General features: G+C 75.4%; 24 protein-coding genes. 14 read left to right on the forward strand and 10 right to left on the reverse strand.

All coding sequences use genetic code 11. From position 1 onward, the window contains the following. The first annotated feature begins 38 nt into the window (after positions 1 to 38). The 7 genes from ACI79R_RS07385 (at position 39) to ACI79R_RS07415 (ending at position 7,809) form a co-directional block, all read left to right on the forward strand. The gene (locus ACI79R_RS07385) at positions 39 to 764 is read left to right on the forward strand and encodes an SDR family oxidoreductase (RefSeq protein ID WP_456572945.1); all 726 of its coding nucleotides are present in this window, start codon (positions 39 to 41) and stop codon (positions 762 to 764) included. A 127-nt stretch (positions 765 to 891) separates the two neighbouring features. After that, positions 892 to 2,283, forward strand: coding sequence for an FAD-binding oxidoreductase (locus ACI79R_RS07390; RefSeq protein ID WP_456572946.1), 1,392 nt, complete (start codon positions 892 to 894; stop codon positions 2,281 to 2,283). 162 nt (positions 2,284 to 2,445) lie between these two features. After that, entirely contained in the window at positions 2,446 to 3,615 is a 1,170-nt protein-coding gene (locus ACI79R_RS07395; protein ID WP_456572947.1) for a substrate-binding domain-containing protein, read from the forward strand. 90 nt (positions 3,616 to 3,705) lie between these two features. After that, on the forward strand, positions 3,706 to 5,385 hold the full coding sequence (locus ACI79R_RS07400) for a sugar ABC transporter ATP-binding protein (RefSeq protein WP_456572948.1): 1,680 nt from the start codon (positions 3,706 to 3,708) through the stop codon (positions 5,383 to 5,385). Beyond that, positions 5,382 to 6,434: an ABC transporter permease gene (locus ACI79R_RS07405; RefSeq protein WP_456572949.1), complete on the forward strand. Its 1,053-nt coding sequence runs from the start codon at positions 5,382 to 5,384 to the stop codon at positions 6,432 to 6,434. Before ACI79R_RS07400 ends, ACI79R_RS07405 begins: the two co-directional genes overlap by 4 nt. Before the next feature lie 2 nt (positions 6,435 to 6,436). After that, the gene (locus tag ACI79R_RS07410; protein ID WP_456572950.1) at positions 6,437 to 7,261 is read left to right on the forward strand and encodes an SDR family NAD(P)-dependent oxidoreductase; all 825 of its coding nucleotides are present in this window, start codon (positions 6,437 to 6,439) and stop codon (positions 7,259 to 7,261) included. Next, on the forward strand, positions 7,258 to 7,809 hold the full coding sequence (locus tag ACI79R_RS07415; RefSeq protein ID WP_456572951.1) for a cupin domain-containing protein: 552 nt from the start codon (positions 7,258 to 7,260) through the stop codon (positions 7,807 to 7,809). Before ACI79R_RS07410 ends, ACI79R_RS07415 begins: the two co-directional genes overlap by 4 nt. Before the next feature lie 24 nt (positions 7,810 to 7,833). Here the strand turns inward: ACI79R_RS07415 and ACI79R_RS07420 are convergent, their stop codons facing one another. The 7 genes from ACI79R_RS07420 to ACI79R_RS07450 all read right to left on the reverse strand — a co-directional run bounded on the left by ACI79R_RS07420 (position 7,834) and on the right by ACI79R_RS07450 (position 15,769). Next, positions 7,834 to 9,321: an NAD-dependent succinate-semialdehyde dehydrogenase gene (locus ACI79R_RS07420; protein WP_456572952.1), complete on the reverse strand. Its 1,488-nt coding sequence runs from the start codon at positions 9,319 to 9,321 to the stop codon at positions 7,834 to 7,836. Positions 9,322 to 9,329: 8 nt separating this feature from the next. Further along, a complete protein-coding gene (locus tag ACI79R_RS07425; protein ID WP_456572953.1) occupies positions 9,330 to 10,310 on the reverse strand; it encodes an ornithine cyclodeaminase family protein in 981 nt (326 codons plus the stop codon). Then, positions 10,307 to 11,326, reverse strand: a complete 1,020-nt coding sequence (locus tag ACI79R_RS07430) for a dihydrodipicolinate synthase family protein (protein WP_456572954.1) — start codon at positions 11,324 to 11,326, stop codon at positions 10,307 to 10,309. The genes ACI79R_RS07425 and ACI79R_RS07430 overlap by 4 nt, the downstream gene beginning before the upstream one ends. 35 nt (positions 11,327 to 11,361) lie before the next feature. Next, positions 11,362 to 12,138, reverse strand: a complete 777-nt coding sequence (locus tag ACI79R_RS07435) for an SDR family NAD(P)-dependent oxidoreductase (RefSeq protein WP_456572955.1) — start codon at positions 12,136 to 12,138, stop codon at positions 11,362 to 11,364. Then, complete coding sequence (locus tag ACI79R_RS07440) at positions 12,135 to 13,751, reverse strand: FAD-binding oxidoreductase (RefSeq protein ID WP_456572956.1); 1,617 nt, start codon at positions 13,749 to 13,751, stop codon at positions 12,135 to 12,137. Before ACI79R_RS07440 ends, ACI79R_RS07435 begins: the two co-directional genes overlap by 4 nt. 126 nt (positions 13,752 to 13,877) lie before the next feature. Further along, positions 13,878 to 14,804, reverse strand: coding sequence for a LysR family transcriptional regulator (locus tag ACI79R_RS07445; RefSeq protein WP_456572957.1), 927 nt, complete (start codon positions 14,802 to 14,804; stop codon positions 13,878 to 13,880). Positions 14,805 to 14,809: 5 nt separating this feature from the next. Then, complete coding sequence (locus ACI79R_RS07450) at positions 14,810 to 15,769, reverse strand: LysR family transcriptional regulator (RefSeq protein WP_456572958.1); 960 nt, start codon at positions 15,767 to 15,769, stop codon at positions 14,810 to 14,812. A gap of 212 nt (positions 15,770 to 15,981) precedes the next feature. Between ACI79R_RS07450 and ACI79R_RS07455 the strand changes: the two genes are divergently transcribed. After that, positions 15,982 to 17,112: an FAD-dependent monooxygenase gene (locus ACI79R_RS07455; protein ID WP_456572959.1), complete on the forward strand. Its 1,131-nt coding sequence runs from the start codon at positions 15,982 to 15,984 to the stop codon at positions 17,110 to 17,112. Between the two features lie 5 nt (positions 17,113 to 17,117). Here the strand turns inward: ACI79R_RS07455 and ACI79R_RS07460 are convergent, their stop codons facing one another. The 3 genes from ACI79R_RS07460 to ACI79R_RS07470 are packed head-to-tail and all read right to left on the reverse strand — an operon-like array spanning position 17,118 to position 19,656. Then, complete coding sequence (locus ACI79R_RS07460; protein WP_456572960.1) at positions 17,118 to 18,263, reverse strand: NAD(P)/FAD-dependent oxidoreductase; 1,146 nt, start codon at positions 18,261 to 18,263, stop codon at positions 17,118 to 17,120. Beyond that, positions 18,260 to 18,451, reverse strand: coding sequence for a ferredoxin (locus ACI79R_RS07465; protein ID WP_456572961.1), 192 nt, complete (start codon positions 18,449 to 18,451; stop codon positions 18,260 to 18,262). The genes ACI79R_RS07460 and ACI79R_RS07465 overlap by 4 nt, the downstream gene beginning before the upstream one ends. Before the next feature lie 17 nt (positions 18,452 to 18,468). After that, positions 18,469 to 19,656, reverse strand: coding sequence for a cytochrome P450 (locus tag ACI79R_RS07470; RefSeq protein WP_456572962.1), 1,188 nt, complete (start codon positions 19,654 to 19,656; stop codon positions 18,469 to 18,471). Between the two features lie 101 nt (positions 19,657 to 19,757). Here ACI79R_RS07470 and ACI79R_RS07475 point away from each other — a divergent pair, with 101 nt between their 5' ends. The 6 genes from ACI79R_RS07475 to ACI79R_RS07500 all read left to right on the forward strand — a co-directional run bounded on the left by ACI79R_RS07475 (position 19,758) and on the right by ACI79R_RS07500 (position 25,242). After that, on the forward strand, positions 19,758 to 20,441 hold the full coding sequence (locus ACI79R_RS07475) for a TetR/AcrR family transcriptional regulator (RefSeq protein ID WP_456572963.1): 684 nt from the start codon (positions 19,758 to 19,760) through the stop codon (positions 20,439 to 20,441). A gap of 148 nt (positions 20,442 to 20,589) precedes the next feature. Further along, positions 20,590 to 21,717, forward strand: a complete 1,128-nt coding sequence (locus ACI79R_RS07480; protein WP_456572964.1) for an FAD-dependent monooxygenase — start codon at positions 20,590 to 20,592, stop codon at positions 21,715 to 21,717. 37 nt (positions 21,718 to 21,754) lie between these two features. Further along, the gene (locus tag ACI79R_RS07485) at positions 21,755 to 22,048 is read left to right on the forward strand and encodes a putative quinol monooxygenase (protein ID WP_456572965.1); all 294 of its coding nucleotides are present in this window, start codon (positions 21,755 to 21,757) and stop codon (positions 22,046 to 22,048) included. Further along, positions 22,048 to 23,046 carry a fumarylacetoacetate hydrolase family protein gene (locus tag ACI79R_RS07490; RefSeq protein ID WP_456572966.1) on the forward strand — a complete coding sequence of 333 codons (999 nt, stop codon included), beginning with the start codon at positions 22,048 to 22,050 and terminating at the stop codon, positions 23,044 to 23,046. The genes ACI79R_RS07485 and ACI79R_RS07490 overlap by 1 nt, the downstream gene beginning before the upstream one ends. Beyond that, the gene (locus ACI79R_RS07495) at positions 23,043 to 23,846 is read left to right on the forward strand and encodes an SDR family NAD(P)-dependent oxidoreductase (RefSeq protein WP_456572967.1); all 804 of its coding nucleotides are present in this window, start codon (positions 23,043 to 23,045) and stop codon (positions 23,844 to 23,846) included. The genes ACI79R_RS07490 and ACI79R_RS07495 overlap by 4 nt, the downstream gene beginning before the upstream one ends. 1 nt (position 23,847) lies before the next feature. Continuing rightward, positions 23,848 to 25,242 carry an aldehyde dehydrogenase family protein gene (locus tag ACI79R_RS07500; RefSeq protein ID WP_456572968.1) on the forward strand — a complete coding sequence of 465 codons (1,395 nt, stop codon included), beginning with the start codon at positions 23,848 to 23,850 and terminating at the stop codon, positions 25,240 to 25,242. Positions 25,243 to 25,268 lie beyond the last annotated feature (26 nt).

The raw sequence follows: 25,268 nt of genomic DNA on the forward strand, positions 1-25,268 counted from the left end.
CGTCCCCGGCACTCCCGTCCCCCTCGCCGGAGGTGCCCGTGCCCGCTGTCGTCGTCCTCGGCGGCCGCAACCTCGGTGGCGCGGTGCTCGACCGCTTCCTGGCCGCCGGCTGGTCGGCGGCCGGGGTGTCGCTCACCGAGCGGACCGCGGAGGAGACCCGCGCCCGCGGCGCCCTGGCCTACACCGCCGACGTGCGCGACTCGGAGGCCCTGGCGACGGTGCTGCGCCGGGCGCGGGCCGACCTCGGCGACCTCACCGTGGTGGTCAACGCGGTCAGCCTGGCCCGCCCGCGGCCGGGGGAGCCCTTCCACGGCGGCGTGGTGGCCGAGACCCGGGCCGATGCCCTGCGGTGGTGGACGGTGCCGGTGCTGGAGGCCGGCTTCGCCTTCCTGCGCGAGGGTGCCCGCGCGCTGCAGGCCGACGGCGACGGCGGGGTGCTCGTGCAGATCACCAACGGCTCGGCGCGCCGCCCGGCCGCCGGCGCGGGGCTGTGGGCCGCCGCGCACGCGGGGCTGCGGGCGATGGCCCACGCCACCGCCCAGGAGCTGCGCCCCGAGGGCATCCGGGTGTGCCTGCTCGTCGTCGACGCCCCGCTGGACAGCCCAGGTACCGACGAGCGGCGGTGGCTGGAGGGCATCCCCCTCGAGGCCAGTGCCGACCAGGCCGCCGTCGCCGACGCGGTGGTCTACCTGGCCGGTCAGGACCCGCGGGCGGCCAGCTACGAGCTGGTGGTCACGCCCTCCGGGCGGCCCTGGCAGCCCTGAATCGCATACCGGCCGGCCATGCCAGGCATGGCCCGTCGGCATTTCCGGGCCGGTGAGGGGCGTCACTAGCGTCCGCGCGGACGACGGCGTCCGCACCGGGGCGCCGCAGCGCACCCCAGGAGGGCCCATGACCGAGGTCGGCACCCGTTTCGACGGCAGGCTCGTCGAGCCCGGCGACCCGGGATGGGAGGAGGCCCGCGTCGGGCGGGTGTTCAACGCCCGCCGTCCGGACCGCCAGCCGGCCGCCGTGCTCGAGGCGGGCAGCGTCGCCGACGTCGTCGCCGGCGTCCGCCTGGCCCGCGAGCGCGGGTGGCAGGTCTCGGTGCGCTCCGGCGGGCACAGCTGGGCGGTGTGGAGCGTGCGCGACCGGGCACTGCTGATCGACCTGGGCGCGCTGCGGGACATGTCCCACGACGAGGCGACGGGCATCGCCGTCGCCCAGCCGGCGGTCAAGGGCGGCTCCGAGCTCGGGCCCTTCCTCGCCGCCCGCGGCCGCTTCTTCGGGGGCGGCCACTGCCCGACGGTGGGCATCGGCGGGTTCCTCCTGCAGGGCGGCCAGGGCTACAACGCCCGCGGCTGGGGTTGGGCCGCCGAGAGCGTGGTGGCCGTCGACGTGGTCACCGCCGACGGCGAGCTGGTCCGCGCCGACGCGACGCGCAACAGCGACCTGTACTGGGCCGCGCGCGGCGCCGGACCGGGCTTTCCGGGGATCGTCGTCGCCTTCCATCTCGCCACCCGGCCGATGCCGCCGGTGGTGGTGGAGTCCGTCGAGCTGTATCCGCTGGAGCTGTTCGACGAGGTCATGACCTGGCTGCACGGTGTGCACGGCAGCGTCTCGCCGGACGTGGAGATCGTGGCGGTGTCGATGACCCCGCGGGACCCGGTGCCCGGGCACGCCGGCGGCCACCTGCTGGCGGTCACCGGGCTGGCGATGGTCGACAGCCGGGCGGCCGCCGACGAGGCGCTGGCGCCGCTGTGGACCTGCCCGGTCGCCGACCGCGCGTACGTGCGCGTGGTCGAGGAGCAGGACGGCCTGGAGGGCCACCGTGCCCGGCAGGTCGAGGCCAACCCCGAGGGCCACCGCTACCGGGTCGACAACGCCTGGCTGACCGGGCCCGCCGAGGAGGTCGTGCCGGCGATCCGGCGGACGTTCACCGAGCTGCCGAGCCCGAAGAGCTTCGTCATCTGGTTCAGCATGGCGCCGCTGCGCGAGCTGCCGGACATGGCGTTCTCGATGCAGAGCGAGGTCTACACCGCCACGTACCTGGTCTACGAGGACGCCGCCGACGACGACGCCCACCTCGAGTGGCTGGCCGCCCGGATGGCGGAGCTGCAGCCGGTCACCGCCGGGCAGTACCTCGGGGACTCCGACCTGGCCGTGCGGGAGGTCCGCGTGCTCGGCGACGAGCAGTACGACCGGCTGCTGCGGATCCGCGCCGAGCGCGACCCCGACCGGCTGTTCACCGGCTGGCTGGCCAGCGGCCCGGACCCGCGGAACGCCAACCACTGGGAGCGGTGAGCAGGGCGGCGGCATAGCCGCCGTCCATGCATCCCATCGTCGATCGTGATTTCCGCTCGATCTGCACGGCCGGTTGCATGTCAGCCACATCGCGAGACCCGTGTCACACCGGCCCCGCCACCCCGGCGGTACGCCGTCCTCCGCGTCCGAGAAAGAGGTCGCATGTCGAAGTCCCCGCGCCGGTCCGGCATCGGTGCCGCCCTGGCGCTCGTCGCCGCCGTCGTCCTGACTGCCTGCAGCTCGCCGTCGGAGGTCTCCTCGGACTCCGGCTCCTCCTCGTCCGGCTCCGGCGGGGCCCAGTCCGGTCCGGCGCAGGAGGCCCTGGCCACCGCCTACGAGGGCCAGCTCGGCGAGCCCCCCACGACCCCCACGACTCCTCCGCAGGACGTGGACCTCTGGGTCGTCTCCTGCGGCGAGCAGGTGCCCAGCTGCGCGGCGCCGGTCGCCGCGGCCAAGGAGGCCGGGGAGGCCGTCGGCTGGACGGTCAACGTCTGCGACGGCCAGCTGAACCCGGGCGGCTGGGGCACCTGCGTGCGCCAGGCGGTCAGCGCGAACGCCGACGTCATCATCCCCATCGGCATCGACTGCGCCTCGATCCAGCAGCCGTTCCAGGAGGCCAAGGACGCCGGCGTGACCGTCGTGGGCGGCGGCGGCGCCGACTGCGACGCCGTGGGCGGGCCCAAGCTGTGGGCCAGCGAGCGCATCCAGCTGGAGGGGCTGAGCGTCGAGCAGCTGTTCAACCTCCAGGGCAAGCTGGCCGCGGACTGGCTGATCGGCCAGACCGACGGTCAGGCGAAGGTGGTGCACCTGGTCTTCACCGACCCGCTGTGGGGGCCCTGGCTGGCGCAGGGCTTCGAGGACGAGATGGCCACCTGCGAGGGCTGCGAGATCGTCACCACCCTCGAGTTCTCGAACAACGACATGGTCACCGGATCGCTGCCGCAGAAGTTCTCGACCGCCCTGCTGGAGAGCCCGGACGCCAACTCGGTGTTCATCCCCATCGGCGGAGCGATGCCGGCCGGCCTGGCCCAGGCCGTCGTCTCGTCGGGCCGCTCGGCGGACCTCAACGTCATCACCGGCCTCGGGACCAGCGCCAACTTCGACCTGATCCGCAGCGACGCGGGCCAGGACGCGATCGTCGGCTACCCGATCGAGTGGGGTGCCTGGGGGTCGGTCGACACCGCGATCCGCGCGCTCAACGGCGAGGAGATCCCCGCGCAGGGTGACGGCCTCCAGGTGGTGGACGCCGAGAACAACCTCCCCGCCGAGGGCGAGCCGTTCACCGGCGGCGTCGACTTCGAGGCCGCGTACACGGAGGCCTGGGGCGTCTGACCGACCCTGCCGGTGGCCGTGGCCGCGGATGCGGGGCGGCCACCGGCAGGCCAGTACACGGGGCCCGCACCGGACATGGAACGAGGAGACGTGACCGCCATCAGCACCGACCCGCTCGCGCACGGCGCGACCGCGGCGGGGGCCACCGCCGGCCCCGAGGACGTCGTCCTCCGCATCCGTGGCCTGACCAAGCGCTTCGGCGCCACCCTCGCCCTCGACGGGGCCGACCTGGCCCTGCGGCACGGGACCGTGCACGCGCTGGTGGGCGGCAACGGCTGCGGCAAGAGCACCTCGATCAAGGTCCTCGCCGGGGTCCACCGCGGCGACGCCGGGCGCATCGAGGTCGCCGGCCGCAGCTGGGACGTCGCCGACTACGACCCGCGCGCCGGCCGCGAGGCGGGACTGCGCTTCGTCCACCAGGACCTCGGGCTGTTCCCCCAGCTCTCGGTGGCCGAGAACTTCGCCTTCGACGCCGGCTATCCCACCGGGCCGGCGGGCAAGGTGCGCTGGGCCGCCCTGCACCGCCGGGTCGCCGAGCTGCTCGAGGCCTACGAGATCGAGGCGGGGCCCCGCACGCCGGTGGGTGCCCTGCGCCCGGCGCAGCGGACCCTGGTCGCCATCTGCCGCGCGCTGCAGGACCAGGAGGGCGACCAGCGGCTCATCCTGGTGCTCGACGAGCCCACGGCGACGCTGCCGCAGCACGAGTCGCAGGTGCTGCTCGAGGCCGTCCGCCGCCGGGCGGACAAGGGGCAGACCGTGATGATGGTCAGCCACCGCATGCCCGAGGTGCTCAGCGTCTGCGACGACTTCACCGTCTTCCGCGACGGCCGGACCGTCGCCGCGATCGTCGGGTCCCGGCCCACCGAGCGGGAGCTGGTCGGCCACATGACCGGTGCCACCCTGGCCCGCGACATCGCCGAGCACACGGTGACCGGCGCCCTCGACGAGTCCGCGCAGCCGGCCGCCGACGCGGGCACCGAGCTGCCGCCACAGGCCGCCGGAACCAGTGACGCCGACGTCGTCCTGGCGGTGGAGGGCCTGCACGGCGGGCCGCTGCGCGGGGTGGACCTCGAGCTGCGCCGCGGTGAGATCGTCGGCGTGGCCGGGCTGGTCGGGTCGGGCCGCAGCTCGCTGCTGCGCACCGTCTTCGGCGAGCACCCGCCCGTCGCCGGCCGGGTCGCCGTGCGCGACCGGGACGGCCGGCTGCACGAGCGCGGCGACACCCGCGCGCGGATGGACGCCGGGGTGGCGCTCGTGCCCGAGGACCGCGGCGGCGAGGCGGCCTTCGCCGAGCTCACCGTCCGGGAGAACATCTCGGTCACCGTCCGGCGCAAGTACTGGCGCCCGTGGGGCCTGTCCGGCCGCGCCGAGCGCGCCGACGCCGCGGCGCTCATCACCCGGCACGGCGTGCGCACCGCTTCGCCGGAGGCACCGTTCACCTCGCTGTCCGGGGGCAACCAGCAGAAGGCCATCCTGGCCCGCTGGCTGCAGCGCGACCCGACCCTCCTGCTGCTGGACGAGCCCACCCAGGGGGTGGACGTGATGAGCCGCGCGGAGATCTACGCGACCGTCCGCGAGGCCGCGGCCGGCGGCACCGCGGTGCTGGTGGCCTCCTCCGACCTGCTGGAGCTGTGCAGCCTCTGCGACCGCGTGGTCGTCCTGCAGGACGGCCGGGTGGCCGCCCACGCCTCCGGCGCCCAGTTGACCCCCGACCACCTGACCGCCCTCACCCAGAGCACGGCCGAGCACCCCACCGGAGCACCGCGATGAGCGTCACCGACACCCCGCCCCTCTCGACGACGGCGCCCGGTGAGCCCCGGCCCGACGACCGGACCGGCGCGCCGGTGGCCCGCCGCGGCCGCTTCCGCGGCCTGGCCGAGCGGCACGCCCTGCTCGTGCTCCTGATCGCGGTCGCCGCCTTCTTCTCGCTGTACCCGGGGAGCGCCGACAACTTCGCCACCTCGGCCAACATGAGCGTGCTGCTGGGCAACCAGTCCACCGTCGCCCTGCTGGCACTGGCGGTGATCCTGCCGCTGGTCTGCGGCTACTTCGACTTCTCGCTCGGGGCGATCGCCGCCGCCTCGACGGTGCTCACCGCCGGGCTGATGAGCTTCCACGACCTGCCGCTGGGCCTGGCGATGGCGGCCGGCATCGGGCTGGGTGTCGTCGTCGGCCTGATCAACGGCCTCCTCGTGACCAAGCTCGGGCTGAACTCCTTCGTCACCACGCTGGGCATGGCGACGCTGCTGGGCGGGCTCATCCAGTGGTACACCGGCGGCCAGACCATCCTCACGGGCCTCGACCCGCGGCTGGCCCAGTTCGGCTCGCAGACGCTCTTCGGCCTGCCGCAGGTCGTCTACGTCGTCGCGGTCGCCGCTCTGGTCCTGTGGTACCTGCTGGCGCAGACGCCCTTCGGGCGCGGGCTGTACGCCATCGGCGCCAACCCCCGGTCGGCCGCGCTGGTCGGCATCCGGGTGCAGCGCTCGTCGTGGACCACCTTCGTGATCGCCGGTGGGCTCGCCGGCGTCGTCGGTGTGATGGCTCTGGCCCGTGCGGGCTCGGCCACGGCCGACAACGGCACCGGGCTGCTGTTCCCGGCCCTGGCGGCCGCGTTCCTGGGCGCCACCTCGGTGCGGCCGGGCTTTTTCAACGTGGTCGGCACGATCATCGGCGTCCTCTTCGTGTCGGTGTCGGTGAGCGGCCTGACGCTGTCGGGGGCGAGCGCCTGGGCCAGCCCCGTCTTCAACGGCGCGGCGCTGCTGGTGGCGGTCGGGCTGTCGCACTACCTGGGCCGCAGCCGCGGCGTCCGGACGACCTGACCGTGCGGGACCTCGCCGGACGGACGGCGGTCGTCACCGGCGGCGCCAGCGGGATCGGCCTCGCGCTCGCCCGCACGCTGGCCGCCGAGGGCATGCGGCTGGTCCTCGCCGACGTCGAGGCCGGGCTGCTGGACGCCGCGGTCGCCGGCTTGCAGGCGGGCGGGGCCGAGGCGATCGGCGTGCCGACCGACGTCTCCGACGCCGGCCAGGTGGCCGCGCTCGCCGAGACCGCGGTCACCACGTTCGGCGCCGCCCACCTGGTCTGCCTCAACGCGGGGGTCTCCGCCGGCGGCGTCGCCTGGGAGCTGCCGGAGTCGGCGTGGCGCTGGGTGGTCGACGTCAACCTCTGGGGCGTGGTGCACGGCGTCCGCGCCTTCGTCCCCGGCCTGGTGGCGCAGGGGGAGGGGCACGTGCTGATCACCTCCTCCATGGGCGGGCTGATCGGCTCGCCGGGCATGGCGCCCTACTCGGCGACCAAGCACGCGGTCATCGGGGTGGCCGAGTCGCTGTGCGAGGACCTGCGGCTGGCCGGCTCGCCGGTCGGCGTCACGCTGCTCGCGCCGGGGTTCACGCGCACCCGGATGAACGACTCCGGGCGCACCTGGCCCGGGCGGCTGGGGGAGGCACCGGAGGAGTTCCTCCAGCCCGGGCATCCGCAGCTGCGCGAGGCGTTCCTGGCCCGGATGGACGACGCCCGCTCGCCCGAGGAGGTCGCCGAGGCCGCGGTCGCGGCCGTGCGCGAGGACCGGTTCTGGGTGGTCACGGACGACGCCATCGGCGGCCGGCTGCGTGCCCACCTGGCGCCGGTCCTCGGGGAGGGCGCGTGAGCTGGACGCCGCGCCGGGTGGTCACCGGCCACGACGACCGGGGCCGGTCGGTGGTGCTCTCCGACGGCCCGCCGCCGGTGCGCCGCGAGATCCCGCAGGCCGGCGTCTCCTTCGTGGAGGTCTGGAACACCACGGCGATGCCGGCGCCGGTGACCGCCGCCGAGCCCGAGCCCACCGAGCGGCCGCTGCGGGTGCCGCCGACGCCGTCGGGCACGGTCATCCGGATCAACGAGTTCCGCCCGGGCCACCTCACGCCGCAGGGGCTGCAGTCGCCGGTGCACCGCACGGAGACCGTCGACTACGGCATCGTGCTCGAGGGCGAGATCTGGCTGGTCCTCGACGACGGCGCCGAGGTGCTGCTGCGGGCCGGCGACGTCGTCGTCCAGCGCGGCACCGACCACGCCTGGGCCAACCGCTCCGACGCCGTCGCCCGCATGGCGTTCGTGCTCGTCGACGGCGCCTTCGACCCGGCGCTCGCGGCGCTGATCGGGCCGGAGGCGGTCGCGCGGGTGGCCGAGGCGGCCGATCCGGGCGCCGGGCGCGCATGAGCCCGGCGCCCGGCCGCGCCGGCCTCAGGAGCCGGCGCCCTCCCACGCCAGGTACTTGGTCTCCAGGTACTCGTCGATGCCGTACACCGAGCCCTCCCGGCCCAGGCCCGACTGCTTCACGCCGCCGAACGGGGCGATCTCGTTGCTGATCAGCCCGGTGTTGATGCCGACCATCCCGGCCTCCAGCGCCGCGGCCACCCGCCACGTGCGCGCGGCGTCCCGGGTGAAGAGGTAGGCGGCCAGGCCGAACTCGGTGTCGTTGGCCCAGCCGATCGCCTCGGCCTCGTCGCGGAAGCGGATCAGCGGGGTCACCGGGCCGAAGGTCTCCTCGCGGGTGACGAGCATCCCGGGCGCGACGTCGGCGAGCACGGTGGCCTCGTAGAACAGCCCGCCGCGCGCGTGCCGCCGGCCGCCGGCCAGCACGCGGGCGCCGCCGGCGGTGGCGTCGGCGACGTGCTCCTCGACCTTGGCCACGGCCGCGGCGTCGATCAGCGGGCCCAGCTGCACGCCGTCCTCGAAGCCGGTGCCGGTGCGCAGCTCGCGCACCCGCTCGGCCAGCCGGGCGGCGAACCGGTCGTGGATGCCGTCCTGCACGTACACCCGGTTGGCGCTGATGCAGGCCTGCCCGGTGTTCCGGTACTTGGTGGCGATCACGCCGGCGACGGCCTCCTCGACGTCGGCGTCGTCGAACACCAGCACCGGGGCGTTGCCACCGAGCTCCATGGAGGTGCGCTTGACCGTCGCCGCGGACTGGGCGAGCAGCAGCCGGCCGACCTCGGTCGAGCCGGTGAAGCTGACCTTGCGCACCAGCGGGTTGCCGGTCAGCTCGGGCCCGATCTCGCGGGGGTCGCCGAGCACGACGTTGAGGACGCCGGCCGGCACGCCCGCCCGGTCGGCCAGCTCGGCCAGCGCGAGGGCGGTGAGCGGCGTCTGCTCGGCGGGCTTGACCACCATGGTGCAGCCGGCGGCCAGCGCCGGGCCGGCCTTGCGGGTGATCATCGCCGCCGGGAAGTTCCACGGCGTGATGGCGACGCAGACACCCACCGGCTCCTTGAGCACCAGCACCCGGCGGGACGCCTCGGGGGCGTCGAAGACGTCGCCGCGCACGCGCTTGGCCTCCTCGGCGAACCACTCCACGAACGACGCGGCGTAGGCCACCTCGCCACGGGCCTCGGCCAGCGGCTTGCCCTCCTCCAGCACGACGATCCTGGCGAGGTCCTCGGCGTGCGCGGTGATCAGGTCGAACCACCGGCGCAGCACGACCGAGCGCTCCTTGCCCGAGCGGGCCCGCCACCCGGCCCGCGCGCGGTCGGCCGCGGCGATGGCTGCCGCCGTCTGCTCCCGGCTCAGCAGCGGCAGCTCGGCCAGCGCGTCCCCGGTGCCCGGGTCGGACACCGTCCACGTGCCCGAGTCGCCGGTGCCGATCCAGGCGCCGTCGACGTAGGCGGCGCAGCGGAACAGGCCGGGGTCGGTGAGCACGTCGGCGGGAGACGGGCCGGTGGGCGCGGTCACGGGGTTCCTCACTTCCGGATCGGGGTGACGGTGGCGGGCAGCGGCGTGCCGAGGCCCAGCTCGCGGGCGTTGCGCACGCAGGTCGCGGCGACCGCGATGTCCTGGACGGCGGCGCCGACGGACTTGTAGACGACGGTCTGCCCGGGGTCGGTCCGCCCGGGGACGCGGTCGCTGACGACGTCGGCGAGGGCCACGGTCCGCCCGGAGACGTCCACGCCGGCGCCGGTGGCGGCCAGGAGGTCGCCGGTGTCGTGCAGCACCTCCTCGACCATGTCGGCGACGACGAGGTCGGCGGCGGCCAGGACGCTCGTGTCGACCTCCCGCTGCTCGGGCAGCGTGGAGCCGATCGACAGCACGGTGGCCCCCGGAGCCAGCCACTCGGCGGTCAGCGTGGGGCTCTCGTCGCGCGACCGCGCGGCGCAGAGGACGACGGAGCTGCCCGCGACGGCCTCGGCCGCGGAGCCGGCCGGCTCGATGGTGCCCGCCGTCCCGGCGAGGTCGGCGGCGAAGCGGGCGCGGCTGTCGGGGTTGGGGCTGAAGACCCGCACGCCGGTCACCTCGCGGACCGCGGCCAGGGCGCGCAGGTGGTTGCGGGCCTCGAAGCCCGAGCCGATCACCGCCAGCGACACCGGCCCCGGGGGTGCCAGCAGGTCGGCGGCCAGCGCCGTCGTGGCCGCGGTGCGGAACCCGGTGATCGAGTGCCCGTCGAGGAGGGCGACCAGCTCGGCGGTCTCCTCGTCGAACAGCGGCACCAGGTAGGACACCACGCCGTTGCGCGGCGAGGCCGCGATGAGCTTGGCGCCCATGAGGCCGGTGTCCTCGGCGACGCCGGCCAGCGTGCGCAGCCAGGTGCCGCGGCCGCGGGCCATCGTCCGCGCGGGGAAGCGCTGCGGGCCCACGTCGGTGCCGTAGGCGGCGCGCAGAGCGTCGACCGCCGTCGTCCAGGTGAACGACCGCACGACGTCGGCGTCGGTCAGGAAGAGCGTCACGCGGGGTTCCGCCCGATGAAGAACTCCCGGAACGGGTCCATGCTCGGCTCCAGCCCCGCGTCGATCAGGCCCTTGCGCAGGGCGTACATCTGCGCGTCGTGGATGCGCTGGGTCGGCTGGCGCAGCGGGCCGCCGTTGTAGCCCTGCAGCCAGCCCTGGAACTTCCACGCCTGCCGGTTGATGAAGGCGCCGCCGTTGAGCGTCGCGGCCAGCGCGCCCTTGGTCTTGCGGGCCGGGTGCAGCTGCCAGTAGATCTCGGTCGCGGCGTCGTACTCGCCCTTGCGCAGGTGCGCCATGACCCGCGGGATCATCGGCCCGTAGTACTCGTGGTCGCTGGTCGCCGACAGCTGCAGCGGCATGACCTGCGACAGGGGGATGAGCTCGCCCTCGATCGGCATCGAGATGACCACCTCCTCACCGAAGAGGCGGTGGCACTCGATGACGCTCATGATGCTGGGGAAGCCGCCCTCGGCCTTGATGACGGCGATGTTCGGGCAGTCGTCGATCAGCCGGCGGATCAGCCGGGTGGGGATGTCGGCAGGGTGCACGCGGGGGCTGAAGCCCCACAGGAACATCGGGAAGAGGATGACCGCCAGGCCCGTCGCGTCGCAGACGGCCTTGGTGTAGGCGTAGATCTCCTCCTCCGACTCCGGGTAGAAGTTCGGCGGGTAGGAGAGCAGCACCAGCTCCGCGCCCGCCGCCTCGGCGCCCTGTACCGCCTCGATGTTCTGCTCGAGGGTGCTCCAGCTGCCGTGGTGCACCAGCACCAGCCGGTCGCCGGCCTCGTCGCGGATGATCCGGAGGAACTCCAGGTACTCGGGCAGGGTGATGTTGACCTCGGACACCCCGAGGGTGCCGAGGAAGCCGTGCTCGATGGCCAGCCGGGTGTCGTGCCGGATGGCCGCCTCGTTGATGCCGCGCAGGTCGCCGGTGAACGAGGGGATCGTGCAGTTGACGGCGCCGACGAGGCGCTCGCGGGCCCAGGCGCGGGCCTCGGTGCGGGTGTACTCGGCCACGGGGGCCTCCTTCGGGTAGGGGGAAAGGGCGCCGGTCAGCCGACGGCGGTGACGCCGCCGTCGACGGCGACGTCGGCGCCGTTGACGTAGGCCGCGGCGTCGGAGGCCAGGAAGGCCGCCACTGCGGCGACGTCCTCCGGGCGGCCCAGCCGCCCGGTCGGGATCGCGCCGTGCAGCCGCTCCTGCCCGGCCTCGTCGAGCGACTCGAGGACCGGCGCGGTCGCCGGGGTGACGATCAGCCCGGGGCTGACCGAGACGGCGCGGATGCCGTGCGGTGCGCCGGAGACGACGAGCTGCTTGGTGAAGGCGAGGACGCCGCCCTTCGCCGCACCGTGCGCGTGCTGGTGCACGAAGCGGGCGCCGCGCACGGCCGCGACCGAGGCGACGTTGATCACCACGCCGCCGCCCCGGGCCACCAGGTGCGGCCAGGCCGCCTTGGTGGACAGGTAGACGATGTCGAGCTCGTAGGTCATCGAGAAGCGCCACTTCTCGTACGTCATCTCGTCCCACGGACCGACCCGGGCGACCGAGGCGTTGTTGTAGAGCACGTCCACCCCGCCGTGGGCGTCGACGGCGTGCGCGACCCATCGGGCGGCGCCCTCCTCGGTCGCCAGGTCGACCGGCGCCAGGGAGGTCATCGTGCCGCCGGCGGCGCGGACCAGCGCGACGGTCTCCTCGGCGGCGGCCGCGTCGAGGTCGCAGCCGGCCACCGCCGCGCCCTGGGCGGCGAACTCCAGCGCGGCGGCGCGGCCCATGCCGCCCCCGGTGCCGCTGATCAGCGCGACCTTGCCCGCCAGCGGGCCGGCGGTCACCGCCGCCCCTCCCGCAGGTGCCGTGGCCAGATGCCCTGCTTGCCGGGCGAGAAGATGCCGGCCGGGTCGACGGCGTCCTTGATCTTCTCGACGAAGCGCAGGTATGCGTGGTCGCCGAAGTCGTACTGCTCCTGGGCGAGGTCCATGTAGTGCAGGTGGGCCCGGTACTCGCCGAACCCCCGCGTGCCGGCCTCACGGACCAGCTCCTGCAGGGTGCGGTAGGCCTTCTCGGTCGCCTCGAGGTCGTCGTAGTCGAACGTGACGCCGGTGACGTGGCAGACGCTGCGGGCGTTGCCGACGATGATGTCGGCGGTGTAGTCCAGGCCGCTGGCCTCGAAGAAGCCGCGCATCCACCGGTGCAGCGCCAGCACCTTCTCGCCCTTGAGCGGCGCGACCGGTGCGAAGCTCATGTGGCCGCCGCGGGTGCCGCCGTACCAGCCGCCCATGTCCTTCCAGTCGAGGTTGGGCACGCCGGCGTAGACGCGGTGCGACGGGTTGGGCAGGTCCGGCCCGTCCGCGGGCGTCGTCCTGGTGCCGGTGACCCGCGCGCCGGGGATGGCCTCGAACGCCCGGCGCACCTTGCCGTAGTTGTACTCGACCACGGGCTCGTCGCCGTAGAGCGCGAGCCGCAGGCGCCAGCGGCCGACGTCGAGCCGCTGGGCGATCTCGTCGATGGCGGCGTCCGACAGCGGCTGCGACGGGTCCCCGTCGGAGTACCGGGAACGCTGCCCCATCGTGGAGGCGATCAGCAGGGTGTTGAGGATGCACGGGACCCCGTCGACGGTGCCGTCGAGCCGGAGCCGGCGCAGGATGTCGACCATCGGCGCCAGGTCGTCCTCGCGGTAGACGTCGACGTCGACCATCTGGATGGTCTCGTACGCGGGGGAGAGCCAGATCCCGATCTTGGTGACGATGCCGAAGTTCGACTGCATGAACAGCTGGTCCAGCGAGGGACCCATGCTGCGGCGGTAGAGGTTCCAGCTCTCGTTGCCGGTCATCGCGCCCATGTTGGTGCGCAGCAGCGACCCGTCGCCGGTGACGACCTCCATGCCGCAGACCGCCATGAAGTCCTTGCCGTTGGGCAGGTAGGTCAGGCCGGAGTCGAGCGAGTTGCCGGCCAGGCTCCCCCACCCGAGGTCGGGGACCGAGACCATGAGCTGCAGGCCGCGTGCCCGGATCTCCTCGTACAGCTGCTCGAAGCTCACGCCGGGCTCGACGAGGGCGTAGCCGAGCTCCTCGTCCAGCTCGAGGATGCGGTTCATCTTCCGGAAGTTGACCGTGATGCCGCCGGAGACCCGGGGCGCGGCGCCGCCGTACCCGTTGTTGCGCCCCTGGCCCTGGCTCCACAGCGGGATGCCGTGCCGGACCGCGATGCGGACGACCTCCTGGACCTGCTCGGGCGTGGTCGGCTGCACGACCGCACCGGGCCAGAACACCTTCCACTGGTCCGGCTGGAAGGGGTCGCGGAACTCCGCCGCCGCCTCCGGGCCGCGGAGCACGGCGTCGGCGCCGAGGGCGGCGGCCAGCTCGGCCAGGGCCGCGTCGAGGACGTCGGCGGGCACGTGCGCCACGTCGTCGGGCAGGAAGTCCGTCGTCTGCTGCAGGTCGGTCACGGGGCCTCCGGGGCGGGGGAGCGCGGCAGCGCGCTGTGGGCGCCCTCACCCTCGGGTGGCGGCCGGAGCCGGCGGAAGACGGGACTCGGCATCCGTGCCATACGCCGGGGCGATACCCGGCGCCGGTCAGGACGCCGGCGGGGGTGCGACCTCGGCGAGCACGTCGAGCAGCCAGGTCAGCCCGGGGTCGGCGGCCCGGCTGGGGTGCCAGTGCGCGGCCTCCACCGCCCGGGGCAGCGCCAGGGGGACGTCGGCCACCACCAGCCCCAGCGCCGGCGGGCAGCGCCGTGCCAGCCGGCGGGGGAGGACCGCGCACAGGTCGGTGCCGGAGACGACGTACGGCAGCGCCAGCAGCCCGGCGACGGTGGTCGTAACCGTCCGCGTCAGCCCCGCGGTGGCGGCCAGTTCCTCCAGTGCCCCGGGCGGCAGGTCGCCGCGGGCGGCCACCGCGTGCGGCAGCCGGCACACGTCCTCCACGGTGAGCCGGCCGTCCCGCAGCCGCGGGTTGTCCGCGCCGACCACGACCGCGTACTCGTCCTCGAGGACGACGCGCCGGCGGCCGGGGAGGTGGTCGTCGACGGGCCCGATCAGCAGGTCGTTGACCAGCAGGTCGGTGAGCGGGTCGGCGGCGGAGGTGGGATAGGACCGGAAGTCGACGGTGACGCCGGGTGCCTGCCGGGTCAGCTCGGCCAGCAGCCGCTTCACGAGCATGGCCAGCGCGTGGTCGGAGGCCACGACGGTGAAGTGGCGGGTGCTCGTGCGCGGGTCGAAGGTGTGCTCCCGGCGCAGCGCGCCGGCGAGCACGTCGAGGGTGTCCTGCACGCGCGGCAGCAGGTCGCGCGCGAGCGGCGTCAGCTCGTAGCCGCGCCCGACCCGACGCAGCAGGTCGTCCTGGAAGTGCGCCCGCAGCCGCGCCAGCGCGGTGCTCATCATCGGCTGGCTGACCGTCAGCGTCTCCGCCGCGCGCGTCACGTTGCCCTCCTGCAGCAGCGCGCGGAGGGCGTGCAGCAGGTTGGCGTCGAGGGCGCGCAGGCGGGTGGCCGGCCTCCCCACGGCGGTCAGTCCCCGGCCGGGCCGGTGACCGGCCCGGGAGTCGCCTCGGCGGCGAGCTCGTCGGCCACCTCGGCGAGCAGGCCGCGCAGCCAGCCGTGCGCGGGGTCGTCGGCCCGCGTGGGGTGCCAGTACATCGCCTCGAACATGTCGGCCACGGCGAACGGCGGGTCGAGCACCAGCAGCCGGCCGCCGGAGGCCAGCAGCCGCGCCAGCCGCTCGGGCAGCACCGTCACCGCGTCGGTCCCCTCGACGAGGAAGGACAGCGGGAGGAATCCCTGGGTGGCGGCCATCGACCGGCGGTCGGCACCGGCCTCGTCGAGCACCCGGTCGGTCACGGCCGCGCTGGTTCCGCCCCACTGCGGCCCGGCGTAGGGCAGGGCGCGGAAGGCCGCCAGGTCCAGCCGGCCGTCGCGCAGCCGGGGGTTGTCCCGGTCGAGCACGCACACCAGGCGGTCGCGGAACAGGTACCGGTGCTGCCCGGGCACGCCGAAGCCGAGCGGCGCCACCACCAGGTCGTTGCGGAGCAGGTCCTCGAGGGTCTGCAGCGGCTCCTCGCCGATGTCGGTGAACACCAGGCCGGCCCGGGGCGCCCGCTCCCGCAGCCGCCGGTACAGCGGACCGTGCAGCACCGTCGCGGCGTAGTCGCTGGCCGCGATGCGGAAGACCCGCTGGTCCTCGGCGGGGTCGAACAGCGACTCCACGCCCAGGGTCTCGCGCAGCAGCCGCAGCGCCGTCCCGACCTGCGGCAGCAGCTCCCGCGCCCGCGGTGTCAGCTGGTAGTCGCGGCCGGTGCGGACCAGCAGCTCGTCCCCGAAGTGCCGGCGGAACCGGCCGAGCAGCGTGCTCATCGCCGGCTGGGCCAGGCCGATGGTGGCGCCCGCGTAGGTCAGGTTCCGCTCCCGCAGCAGCGCGTCGAGGGCCGCCAGGGTGTTGAGGTCGAACGACCGGCCGCCGGTCTCGGTCACCGTGCACCTCCCGGGTGCTCGCTCGTCGGTCGCCCCTCCGGGGACGGGAGGGGCGAGGGGATGGTGGGCCGCGGCGCGGCGGAGGGACAAGCGGCGGACCCGTCCGGAGGTATCGCTCCCCGCCATGGCGACCATCGGGAACCGCTGCTTCCGGGGCGGCCGACCCCTGCCGAAGGTGGGGCCGGATACCCCCGCCCGTCCCTGGAGGAACGATGGACCGACCCGCCCGCCGCGTCCTGGTCGTCGGCGGCGGCACCGCCGGCTCGGTGCTGACCCTCGCCCTGCGCCGCGCCGGGGTGGAGGTCGTGCTGGCCGAGCGCCAGCAGGAGTGGCGGGCCATCGGCCACGGGATCACGATCCAGGGCAATGCGCTGCGGGCGTTCGACGCGGTCGGCGTGGCCGCCGACGTCGTCGCCGTCGGCGCCCCCTTCGACCGGCTCCGGCTGCGGACGGCGGACGGCGCGCTGCTGCAGGAGCTGGTCCCGCCCCCGCTGGGCGGGCCGGCCTGGCCGGCGACGATGGGCTCGATGCGGTACCGGTTGCAGGAGGTGCTCAGCCGGCACGTGCACGCCTCGGGCGCCGAGGTGCGCCTGGGCACCGGCATCCGCGAGGTGATCGAGCACGACGACGACGTCGAGGTCGTCCTCACCGACGGCTCGGCCGGCCGGTACGACCTCGTCGTCGGCGCGGACGGGATCCACTCCACGGTCCGCGAGCTGATCGGCGTCCCGGACCGGCCGCAGCCGGTGGGGATGGCCATCTGGCGCATGGCCGGTCCGCGGCCGGCGGAGGTGGACTGCTCGGAGGTCTACTACGGCGGCCCGCGCCCGAAGGCCGGCTACAGCCCGATCAGCGCCGACTCGATGTACGCCTACCTCATGGACGACGACGTGCGGCTGGCCGCCTACGGCGACCGCCCCGCCGCAGCGGTGATGGCCGAGCGGGCCGCCGGCTACGGCGGACCGTGGCCGCGGATCCGGGCCGCGCTCGCCGAGGGCTGTCCCGTCGACTACCGGTCGCTGGAGTCGCTGCTCGTCGACGGGCCCTGGCACCGGGGGCACGTGCTGCTGATCGGCGACGCCGCCCACGCCTGCCCGCCGCAGCTGGCCCAGGGGGCCGCCATGGCCGCCGAGGACGCCGTGGTCCTCGGCCGGCTGGCCGGCGAGGGGGCTCCGGTCGGCACCGTGCTCGACCGCTTCACCGCCCGGCGCGCCGACCGGGTGGCCATGGTCGTGCGCAACTCGGTGCAGCTGGCGCACTGGGAGATCGCGCCGCACACGCCGGGAGCAGATCCGGGCGGGCTCATGCGCGCGTCGCTGGACGCGCTCGCCGAGCCGTTCTGAGCCGCTCAGCCCCGCGCCCCGGCCGGGACGGGCGCCGCGGCGAGCAGGCGCTTCAACCGCGCGGGCGGGGTCGGATGGCCGACCGCCATGACACAGCCGCCCGCCCGGCCGCCGGGCCAGGACAGCAGGGCCGAGCCGGCGCCGAGGTCGCCGTCGAGCAGGGTGGGCGGCCCGGCCTGCGGCGTGCCGACCAGCTTCACGTCCAGGCCGAACTGCTCGGTCCAGGCGTAGCCCGAGGGCACGTGGGCGGGGGCGTCGTCCCCGTGCAGGAGCGCCAGCGCGGCGACGCGGCCCTGCTCGACGGCGGTCGTCCAGGTTGGCCGGCGCCCCGCGGTGGGGTGCACCGCGACGTCGCCGGCGGCGACCACACCGGGCGCCACCCGGCAGCGGTCGTCGACGACGGCCCCGCCGCGCACCGGCAGGCCGCTGCCGGCCAGCCACTCGACGTCCGGCACGTCGCCGGCGGCGGTGACCACGAGGTCGGCGGTCAGCACGGTGCCGTCGGCCAGGGCGGCTCCGGAGACCGCGGGCTCGCCGAGCAGCCGCACCCCGCCGGGCGCGGTCACCAGCCGGACGCCGGCCCGCTCGGCCGCCGCGCGCACGACGCCGCCGACGACCGGGCCCAGCAGCCGGTCCAGCGGGGGGACGGCGTCGACCACGGTCACCTCCCGGCCGAGCGCCGCGCAGGTCGAGGCGATCTCCATGCCGAGGAAGCCGCCGCCGACGACGAGCACCGAGCCGGCGCCGGCCAGCGCGGCACGCAGCCGGGCGGCGTCGTCGACGGTCCGGAGCAGGAACTCCTGCTGGCCGGGGGTGCCGAGGCGGCGGGCCCGCGCGCCGGTGGCCAGCACCAGCCCGTCGAAGGGCACCGGCCCCGCCGCCGTCGCGACCGTGCGGCCCTCGAGGTCCAGCCCGGTCGCCGGCGTGCGCAGCCGCAGGTCCACCCCGTCGCCCGGGAACGGCAGGACGACGTCCGCCTCCGGCGCCGTGCCGGCGAGCACCGCCTTCGACAGCGGCACCCGCGTGTAGGGCGGCCGGCCCTCCGCGGCGAGCACGGTCACCTCGCCGTCGAACCCCTCGGCACGCAGGGTGTCTACCGCGGTCAGGGCGGCGATGGACCCGCCCGCGACGACCACTCGACGGAGGCTCACGGCTGCACTCTCAGGGCGGCCACCGGGCAGACCCGGGCGCCGGCCTCGGCCCGGCGCTCGAGCTCCGGCGGCACGGTCTCGTGGAGGAGGACGACGACGGCGTCGTCGTCGAGGTCGTAGACCTCGGGGGCCACGTCGGCGCAGAGGCCGTGGCCCTCGCAGCGGTCACGGTCGGCGGTGACGTGCACGGTCGGGTCCTCCCGGCTCAGGCGGTGATCAGGTGGAGAGGGAGCGCCGCGTGGGCGCGCAGCATGCTGTTGACCTGCCGTACCGGCTCGCCGGCCGGTTCCAGCCGGGCTACCGAGGCGGCCAGCCGGGTCAGCACCGCGCCCACCTCCAGCCGCGCCAGGCCCTGTCCCGCGCAGCCGTGCACGCCGTAGCCCAGGGCCAGGTGGTCGGCGTTGTCGCGGGTGATGTCGAAGGAGTCGGCGGTGGGGCCCCAGTGCCGCTCGTCGCGGTTGGCCGACGCGTAGAAGACCGCCACCCGGGTGCCGGCGGGCACCGGCACGCCGTCGATCTCGGCGTCCCGGGCGGCGACCCGGCTGAACGCCCGCAGCGGCGACTCCAGCCGGATCACCTCGTTGAACGCGCCGCCGACCAGCGAGGGGTCGGCGCGCAGCAGGTCCCACTGGTCCGGGTGGGCGGCGAACAGCGCCAGGGCGGAGCCCAGCGCGCTCACCGTCGTCTCCAGCGACGGGCCGAAGTAGTCCAGCAGGAGCGCCGGGCACCGGTCCGCGGCCACCTCGCCGCGGTCGGCCGCGGCCAGCAGGTCCGAGCCGAGGGAGTCGGGCAGCAGGCCGCGGGTCTCCACCAGCTCGGTGGCGTACCCGCCCAGCTCGCCGGCCAGCTCGGCCGCGGCCGGGGTGCGGGCGCTGAACGGTCCCATCGCCTCGATGGCCCCGCCGGCCCACTCCAGCAGCCGGTGCCGGCAGTCGTCGGGGAAGCCGAGGAAGTCGGGCACGACCGACATCGGCATCGCCTGCGCGATGTCGGCGACGCCGTCGACGACGTCGCGGCCGAGGAGCCCGGCCACCAGCGCGTCGGCCTTCGCCTCGATCGCCGCGCGCTGGTCGCGCAGCGCCCGCGGGGTGAGCCGGCCGGCCACGACCGCGCGCAGGTGGGCGTGCTCCGGCTCGTCGCTGGCCAGCGTGGTGCCGCGGATGAGCTCGTTGGCGACGTCGTTGAGGCCGACCCCCGCACCGGAGCGGAAGGTCGCGTCGTCGGCGAGCACCGCGCGCACGTCGCGGTAGCGGGCGACGGCGTGCACCCCGGCGCCGGGCAGGTGCACGACCGGGCCGAGGTCGCGCAGCGCCCGGTAGTGCGGGTACGGGTCGGCGATCGCCGCCTCGCTGAACAGGTCGGGTGCGTAGGCGGGGACGTCGACCGCGGTCACGGGCACTCCTCGGAGGGGGGAGGTCGGTGGTAGAAAACCGAATCGGCTTTCGGTTGCTGGCGTAAGCTAGGTCACGACCGTCCCGAGGGCAAGGGGGCACGATGACGACGACCGCGACCGGGCACGATGTGCCGGTGAGCGCCGCCGGGCCGCCCCGCTGGGTGCGGCTGCCCCAGCAGGCACGGGCGCGGCAGACCATCGAGCGCGCGCTGGACGCCGCGGCCGGGCTGCTCGCCGAGCAGGGGTTCGAGGGCTTCTCGATCAGCGAGGTCTGCCGGCGGGCCGCGGTCTCGCCGGGCGCCCTCTACGACCGCGTCGACGGCAAGGAGGGCCTCTTCCTCGCCGTCCACGAGCGCGAGCTCGCCCGGATCTCCGGCGCGCTGACCCGCTTCGCCGACGGCCCCGCCTGGCGGGCGCTGCCGACGGCGCAGCTGGTCGAGACGGCGGTCCGGCAGCTGGGCGAGCACTACCTGCGCGAGGCGCCGCTGCTCAAGGTGTTCATCCTGCGCGCGGCCGTCGATCCGCAGGTGCGGGCCGAGGGCTCCGAGGCGGCCGCGGCGGTCACCCGTGCGGTGGGCGCGCTGCTGCTCACCCGGGCCGCCGACTACCCCCACCCCGACCCCGGTGCGGCGGTGCGCGCGGCGGTCCGCACCACGGTCGACGCGATGGGCTGGCGGGTGGCCTTCGGCATGGACTTCGCCGACGAGCGGCCCGAGCCCCTCGAGGACTGGCTGGACCGGCTGTCGGCCATGGCGCGCACCTACCTCCTCGGACCTGCCGCCTGACCTCCGGCGCCGCGCAGGTATCGGCCGTGGCCATGCCTGCGATCCCCGAGACGAGCTTCCACCCGGGCGCGAGTCGTCCGAAGGTGAGCCGGCGCACACGCGCCACTGCTCGGTTCACCGCTCGGTCCGTCCCCTCCGGAGGAACTCCATGGGTCACCCTGTTCGCCGCGTCCTGGTCGTCGGCGGTGGCACGGCCGGATCGGTGCTCGCCCTGGCTCTCCGGCAGCGCGGGGTGGGCGTCGTCCTCGCCGAGCGGCAGACGGAGTGGCGGGCCATCGGCCACGGCATCACCATCCAGGGCAACGCGCTGCGGGCCCTGCGCGAGGTCGGCGTCGTCGACGAGGTCCTCGCCGCCGGCGCCCCCTTCGACCGGCTGCGGATGCGCACGGCCGACGGCGGCCTGATCCAGGAGATCGTCTCGCCGCCACTGGGCGGCGAGGGCCTGCCGCCCACGATGGGCTCGATGCGCTTCCTGCTGCAGCAGGTGCTCAGCCGGCACGTGCACGCCTCGGGCACCGACGTCCGGCTCGGCTCCGGCGTCACGGCCCTCTCCGACGACGGCGACGGCGTCGCGGTCACGTTCGCCGACGGCTCGACCGACCGCTTCGACCTGGTGGTCGGCGCCGACGGCGTGCACTCCACGGTGCGCGAGCTGATCGGCATCGACGCCCGTCCCGAGCCGATCGGCATGGCGATCTGGCGGATGGAGGGCCCGCGCCAGCCCGGCATGGACTGCGCCGAGCTGTACTACGGCGGCCCGCGCTACAAGGTCGGCTACGCCCCCATCAGCCCCGACCGGATGTACGCCTACGTCCTCGACGAGGACCGCCGGCTGGAGTCCTACGGCGACCGGCCGCTTCCCGAGCTGATGGCCGAGCGAGCCGAGGGCTACGGCGGCCTGTGGCCGGCGATCCGCGCCAGCATGCCCGGCAGCACCATCGACTACCGCTCGCTGGAGGCGCTGCTCATCGACGGGCCCTGGTACCGCGGGCGGGTGCTGCTCATCGGCGACGCCGCGCACGCCTGCCCGCCGATGCTCGCCCAGGGCGCGGCCATGGCCGCCGAGGACGCCATCGTCCTCGCCGAGCTCGTGGGCGACGGCCACCCCGTCGAGAAGGTGCTCGCGATGTTCATGGACCGCCGCCAGGAGCGCGCGGCCATGGTCGTCACCAACTCCGTGCAGCTGGCCCGCTGGGAGATCGACCCCAGCACCCCCGGCGCCGACCCGGCCGCGCTCATGCACTCCTCGATGAGCGTGCTCGCCGGCCCGTTCTGACCCCACCACCCCCGACCCCGAGAAGAGGACCCATCCCATGGCCTTCGTCTGCTCCGCCACCTGGACCGCCCAGCCCGGCAAGGAGGGCGTCGTCCGCGAGGCGCTCACGCACCTCGCCCCCGCCTCCCGCGACGAGCCCGGCTGCCAGACCTACGTGGTGCACCAGGACCCCGAGCAGCCCGCCGTCTTCAAGATCTTCGAGGTCTACGACGACGAGGCCGCGTTCAAGGCCCACGGCACCTACCCGCACTTCGAGCAGTGGGCGCTCGGCTCGGCGATCCCCGTCCTGGCCAACCGGGAGCGGGTCTTCACCACGGTCCTGGACGTCTGATGCGCTACGCGCGGATCGAGGTCGACGGCCGGGAACGGGTCGGCGTCCTCACCGTCGATCCCGCCCGGGGGGCGAGCCCGGCCGAGGCGGTGGCCGCGGCCTACGAGCCGGCGTCGGTGCGGCTGTTCCCGGAGGGCACCGACCTGCTCGAGGCGGCGGTCGCCCGGCGCGAGCCGGGGGCGGACGCGGAGCGCGTCGCGCTGACCGGCGCGCGGGTGCTCGCGCCCGTCCGGCCGGCCAGCTTCCGCGACTTCGTGGCGTTCGAGTCCCACGTCCAGGGGATGACCGGCGGCGCCGAGGCGGCCATGGCCTCCTGGGCGCAGCAGCCGACCTACCTGTACGGCAGCCCGCACTCCGTCATCGGCACCGGCGAGCCGGTGGCCGCTCCGCCGGGCTCGCAGGCGCTGGACTTCGAGCTCGAGGTCGGCGTCGTGATCGGCCGCGACGGCCGCGACCTCACACCGGAGGAGGCACGCGGGCACATCGCCGGCTACGTCGTCGTCAACGACTGGTCGGCCCGCGACATCCAGAAGCACGAGATGGGCAGCGGCCTGGGCCCGGCCAAGAGCAAGGACTTCGCCACGACGGTGGGGCCCTGGCTGGTCACCCCCGACGAGCTGGAGCCCGCGCGGGTGGGCGACCGGCTGGACCTCACCATGACCGCGTACGTCAACGGGGAGGTCTTCGGCCAGGACACCCTCGCCCACATGGGCTGGTCGTTCGAGGAGCTGATCAGCTACACCTCCCGCGGCGCCTGGGTGCGCGCCGGCGACCTGATCGCCTCCGGCACCTGCTCGGGCGGATCGCTCGGCGAGCGCTGGGGCCGGACCGGCCGGCAGGAGCCCCGCCCGCTGCAGCCCGGCGACGAGGTGCGGCTGGAGGTCGACCGGCTGGGCACGATCGCCAACCTCGTGATCGCCGCCGCGCCCGAGCGCGCGCCGGTCCCGCGGGCCACGCCGCTGGCCGCGCTCCGCGCGGCCACCGGGGCGCCGGCGTGAGCGGCCGGGTCGCCGGGCGGGTCGTCGTCGTGACCGGCGCCGCCCGCGGCCAGGGCGCGGCCGAGGCCCGCGCGCTGGCCGCCGAGGGCGCCACCGTGGTGGCCACGGACGTCGTCGCGCCGGAGGAGGTCGCCGCCGGCGAGCTCGACGGCGCCGGGGAGGCGATCGTCTACCGGCAGCTCGACGTCACCGACCCGGCCGGCTGGGCGGCGCTCGCCGCCGAGCTGCGCGGGCGGTACGGCGCGGTGCACGGCCTGGTCAACAACGCCGGGGCGACCCACCGCGCGCGGCTGCTCGAGGTCGAGCTGGCCGACTGGGAGCGCATGTTCCGGGTCAACACCACCGGCCCGCTGCTGGCCATGCAGGCGCTGGTGCCGCTCATGCCCCCGGGCGCGTCGATCGTCACCATCGGCAGCGCCGCGGCGCTGACCCCGCACTACACCGTGGCCTACACCGCCTCGAAGTGGGCGGTGCGCGGCCTGGCCAAGGTGGCCAGCCTGGAGCTGGGCCCGCTGGGTATCCGCTCGAACCTGGTGCACCCGGGCTACATCGAGACGCCGATGGTGGCCAACGCGCCGGCCACCTTCCGCCAGGCCAGCGTCGAGGCCAACCCGCTGGGCATCCTCGGCCGCCCCGAGGACGTCGCCGCGCTGGTCGTCTACCTGGTCGGCGAGGAGTCCCGGTACGTCACCGGCGCCGAGATCGTCGTGGACGGCGGCCAGACCAACCAGGCCGGCGTCAAGTTCCTGTCCGACGCCGTGCGCGGGGCCGCGCCGGCCGCACCTCTCGCGGAGGCCTGACGTGGGCACCCTCACCAGCACCTCCCCGGCGACCGGCCGGGTGCTCGGCAGCTGGACCACCCACACCCCCGAGCAGCTCGAGGCGGCCGTCGACGCGGCGGCCGCGGCCGCCGCCGTGTGGCGCACCAGCGGGTGGCCGCAGCGCACCGCGCTGCTCGAGGCGCTCGCCGACGGGCTCACCGCCCGCCGCGAGGCGCTCGCCGCGCTGATGACCGGCGAGATGGGCAAGCCGGTCACCGAGGCGCTCGCCGAGGTCGACAAGTGCGCGTGGACGACGCGGTTCTACGCCGAGCACGCGCCGGGCTTCCTCGCCGACCGCGTGGTGGAGACGCCGGCCGCCCGCAGCTGGGTCGGCTACGAGCCGCTGGGCGTGGTCTTGGCCGTCATGCCCTGGAACTTCCCGCTCTGGCAGGTGGTCCGCTTCGCCGCCCCCGCGCTGGCCGCCGGCAACACCGCGCTGCTCAAGCACGCGCCCTCGGTCACCGGCTGCGCGCTGGCCGCCGAGGAGGTCGTCCGGGCCGCGGCGGCCGCCGTCGGTGCCCCCGCGGCGCTGTTCACCACCCTGCTGGTCGACGAGGCCGAGGTCGCCGGCGTCACCGCCGGGCTGGTCGAGGACCCGCGGATCGCCGCGGTCACCCTCACCGGCAGCGAGCGGGCCGGCCAGGCGGTGGCGGCGGTGGCCGCCGGCGCGCTGAAGAAGTCGGTGCTCGAGCTGGGCGGTTCCGACCCCTTCGTCGTCCTCGCCGACGCGGACCTGGACGCCGCGGTCGCCGGCGCCGTGCGGTCGCGCTTCCTGAACAGCGGGCAGAGCTGCCTGGCCGCCAAGCGGTTCGTGGTCGCCGAGGCCGTCGCCGACGAGTTCACCCACCGCTTCGCCGACGCCGTCGGCCGGCTGCAGGTCGGCGACCCGGCCGACCCGGCCACCCAGGTGGGCCCGCTGGCGCGCACGGAGCAGGTCGACGCCGTGGCCCGGCTGGTCGACGAGTCCGTCGCCGCCGGTGCCACCGTGCTCACCGGCGGCAAGCGGCTGGCCGGCGACGGCGCGTTCTACGCGCCCACCGTGCTGGCCGACGTCACCCCGCAGATGCCGGTCTTCCGCGAGGAGACCTTCGGCCCGGTCGCCGCCGTCGTCCGTGCCGCCGACGACGACGCGGCCGCCCGGCTGGCCGACGACACCGCGTTCGGCCTGGGCGCCAGCGTGTGGTCGGCCGATGTCGACCGGGCGCTGGCGGTGGGCCGCCGGATCACCTCCGGTGCCCTCTTCGTCAACGCGGTCGTCGCCTCCGACGCCCGGTTGCCCTTCGGCGGGACCCGCCGCAGCGGCTACGGCCGGGAGCTGTCGGAGGAGGGCATCCGCGAGTTCACCAACGTCCGCACCACCTGGATCGGCGCCTGACCGGCGCCGGCGAGAGGACTTCCACC

Source organism: Blastococcus sp. SYSU D00820, assembly GCF_054050695.1.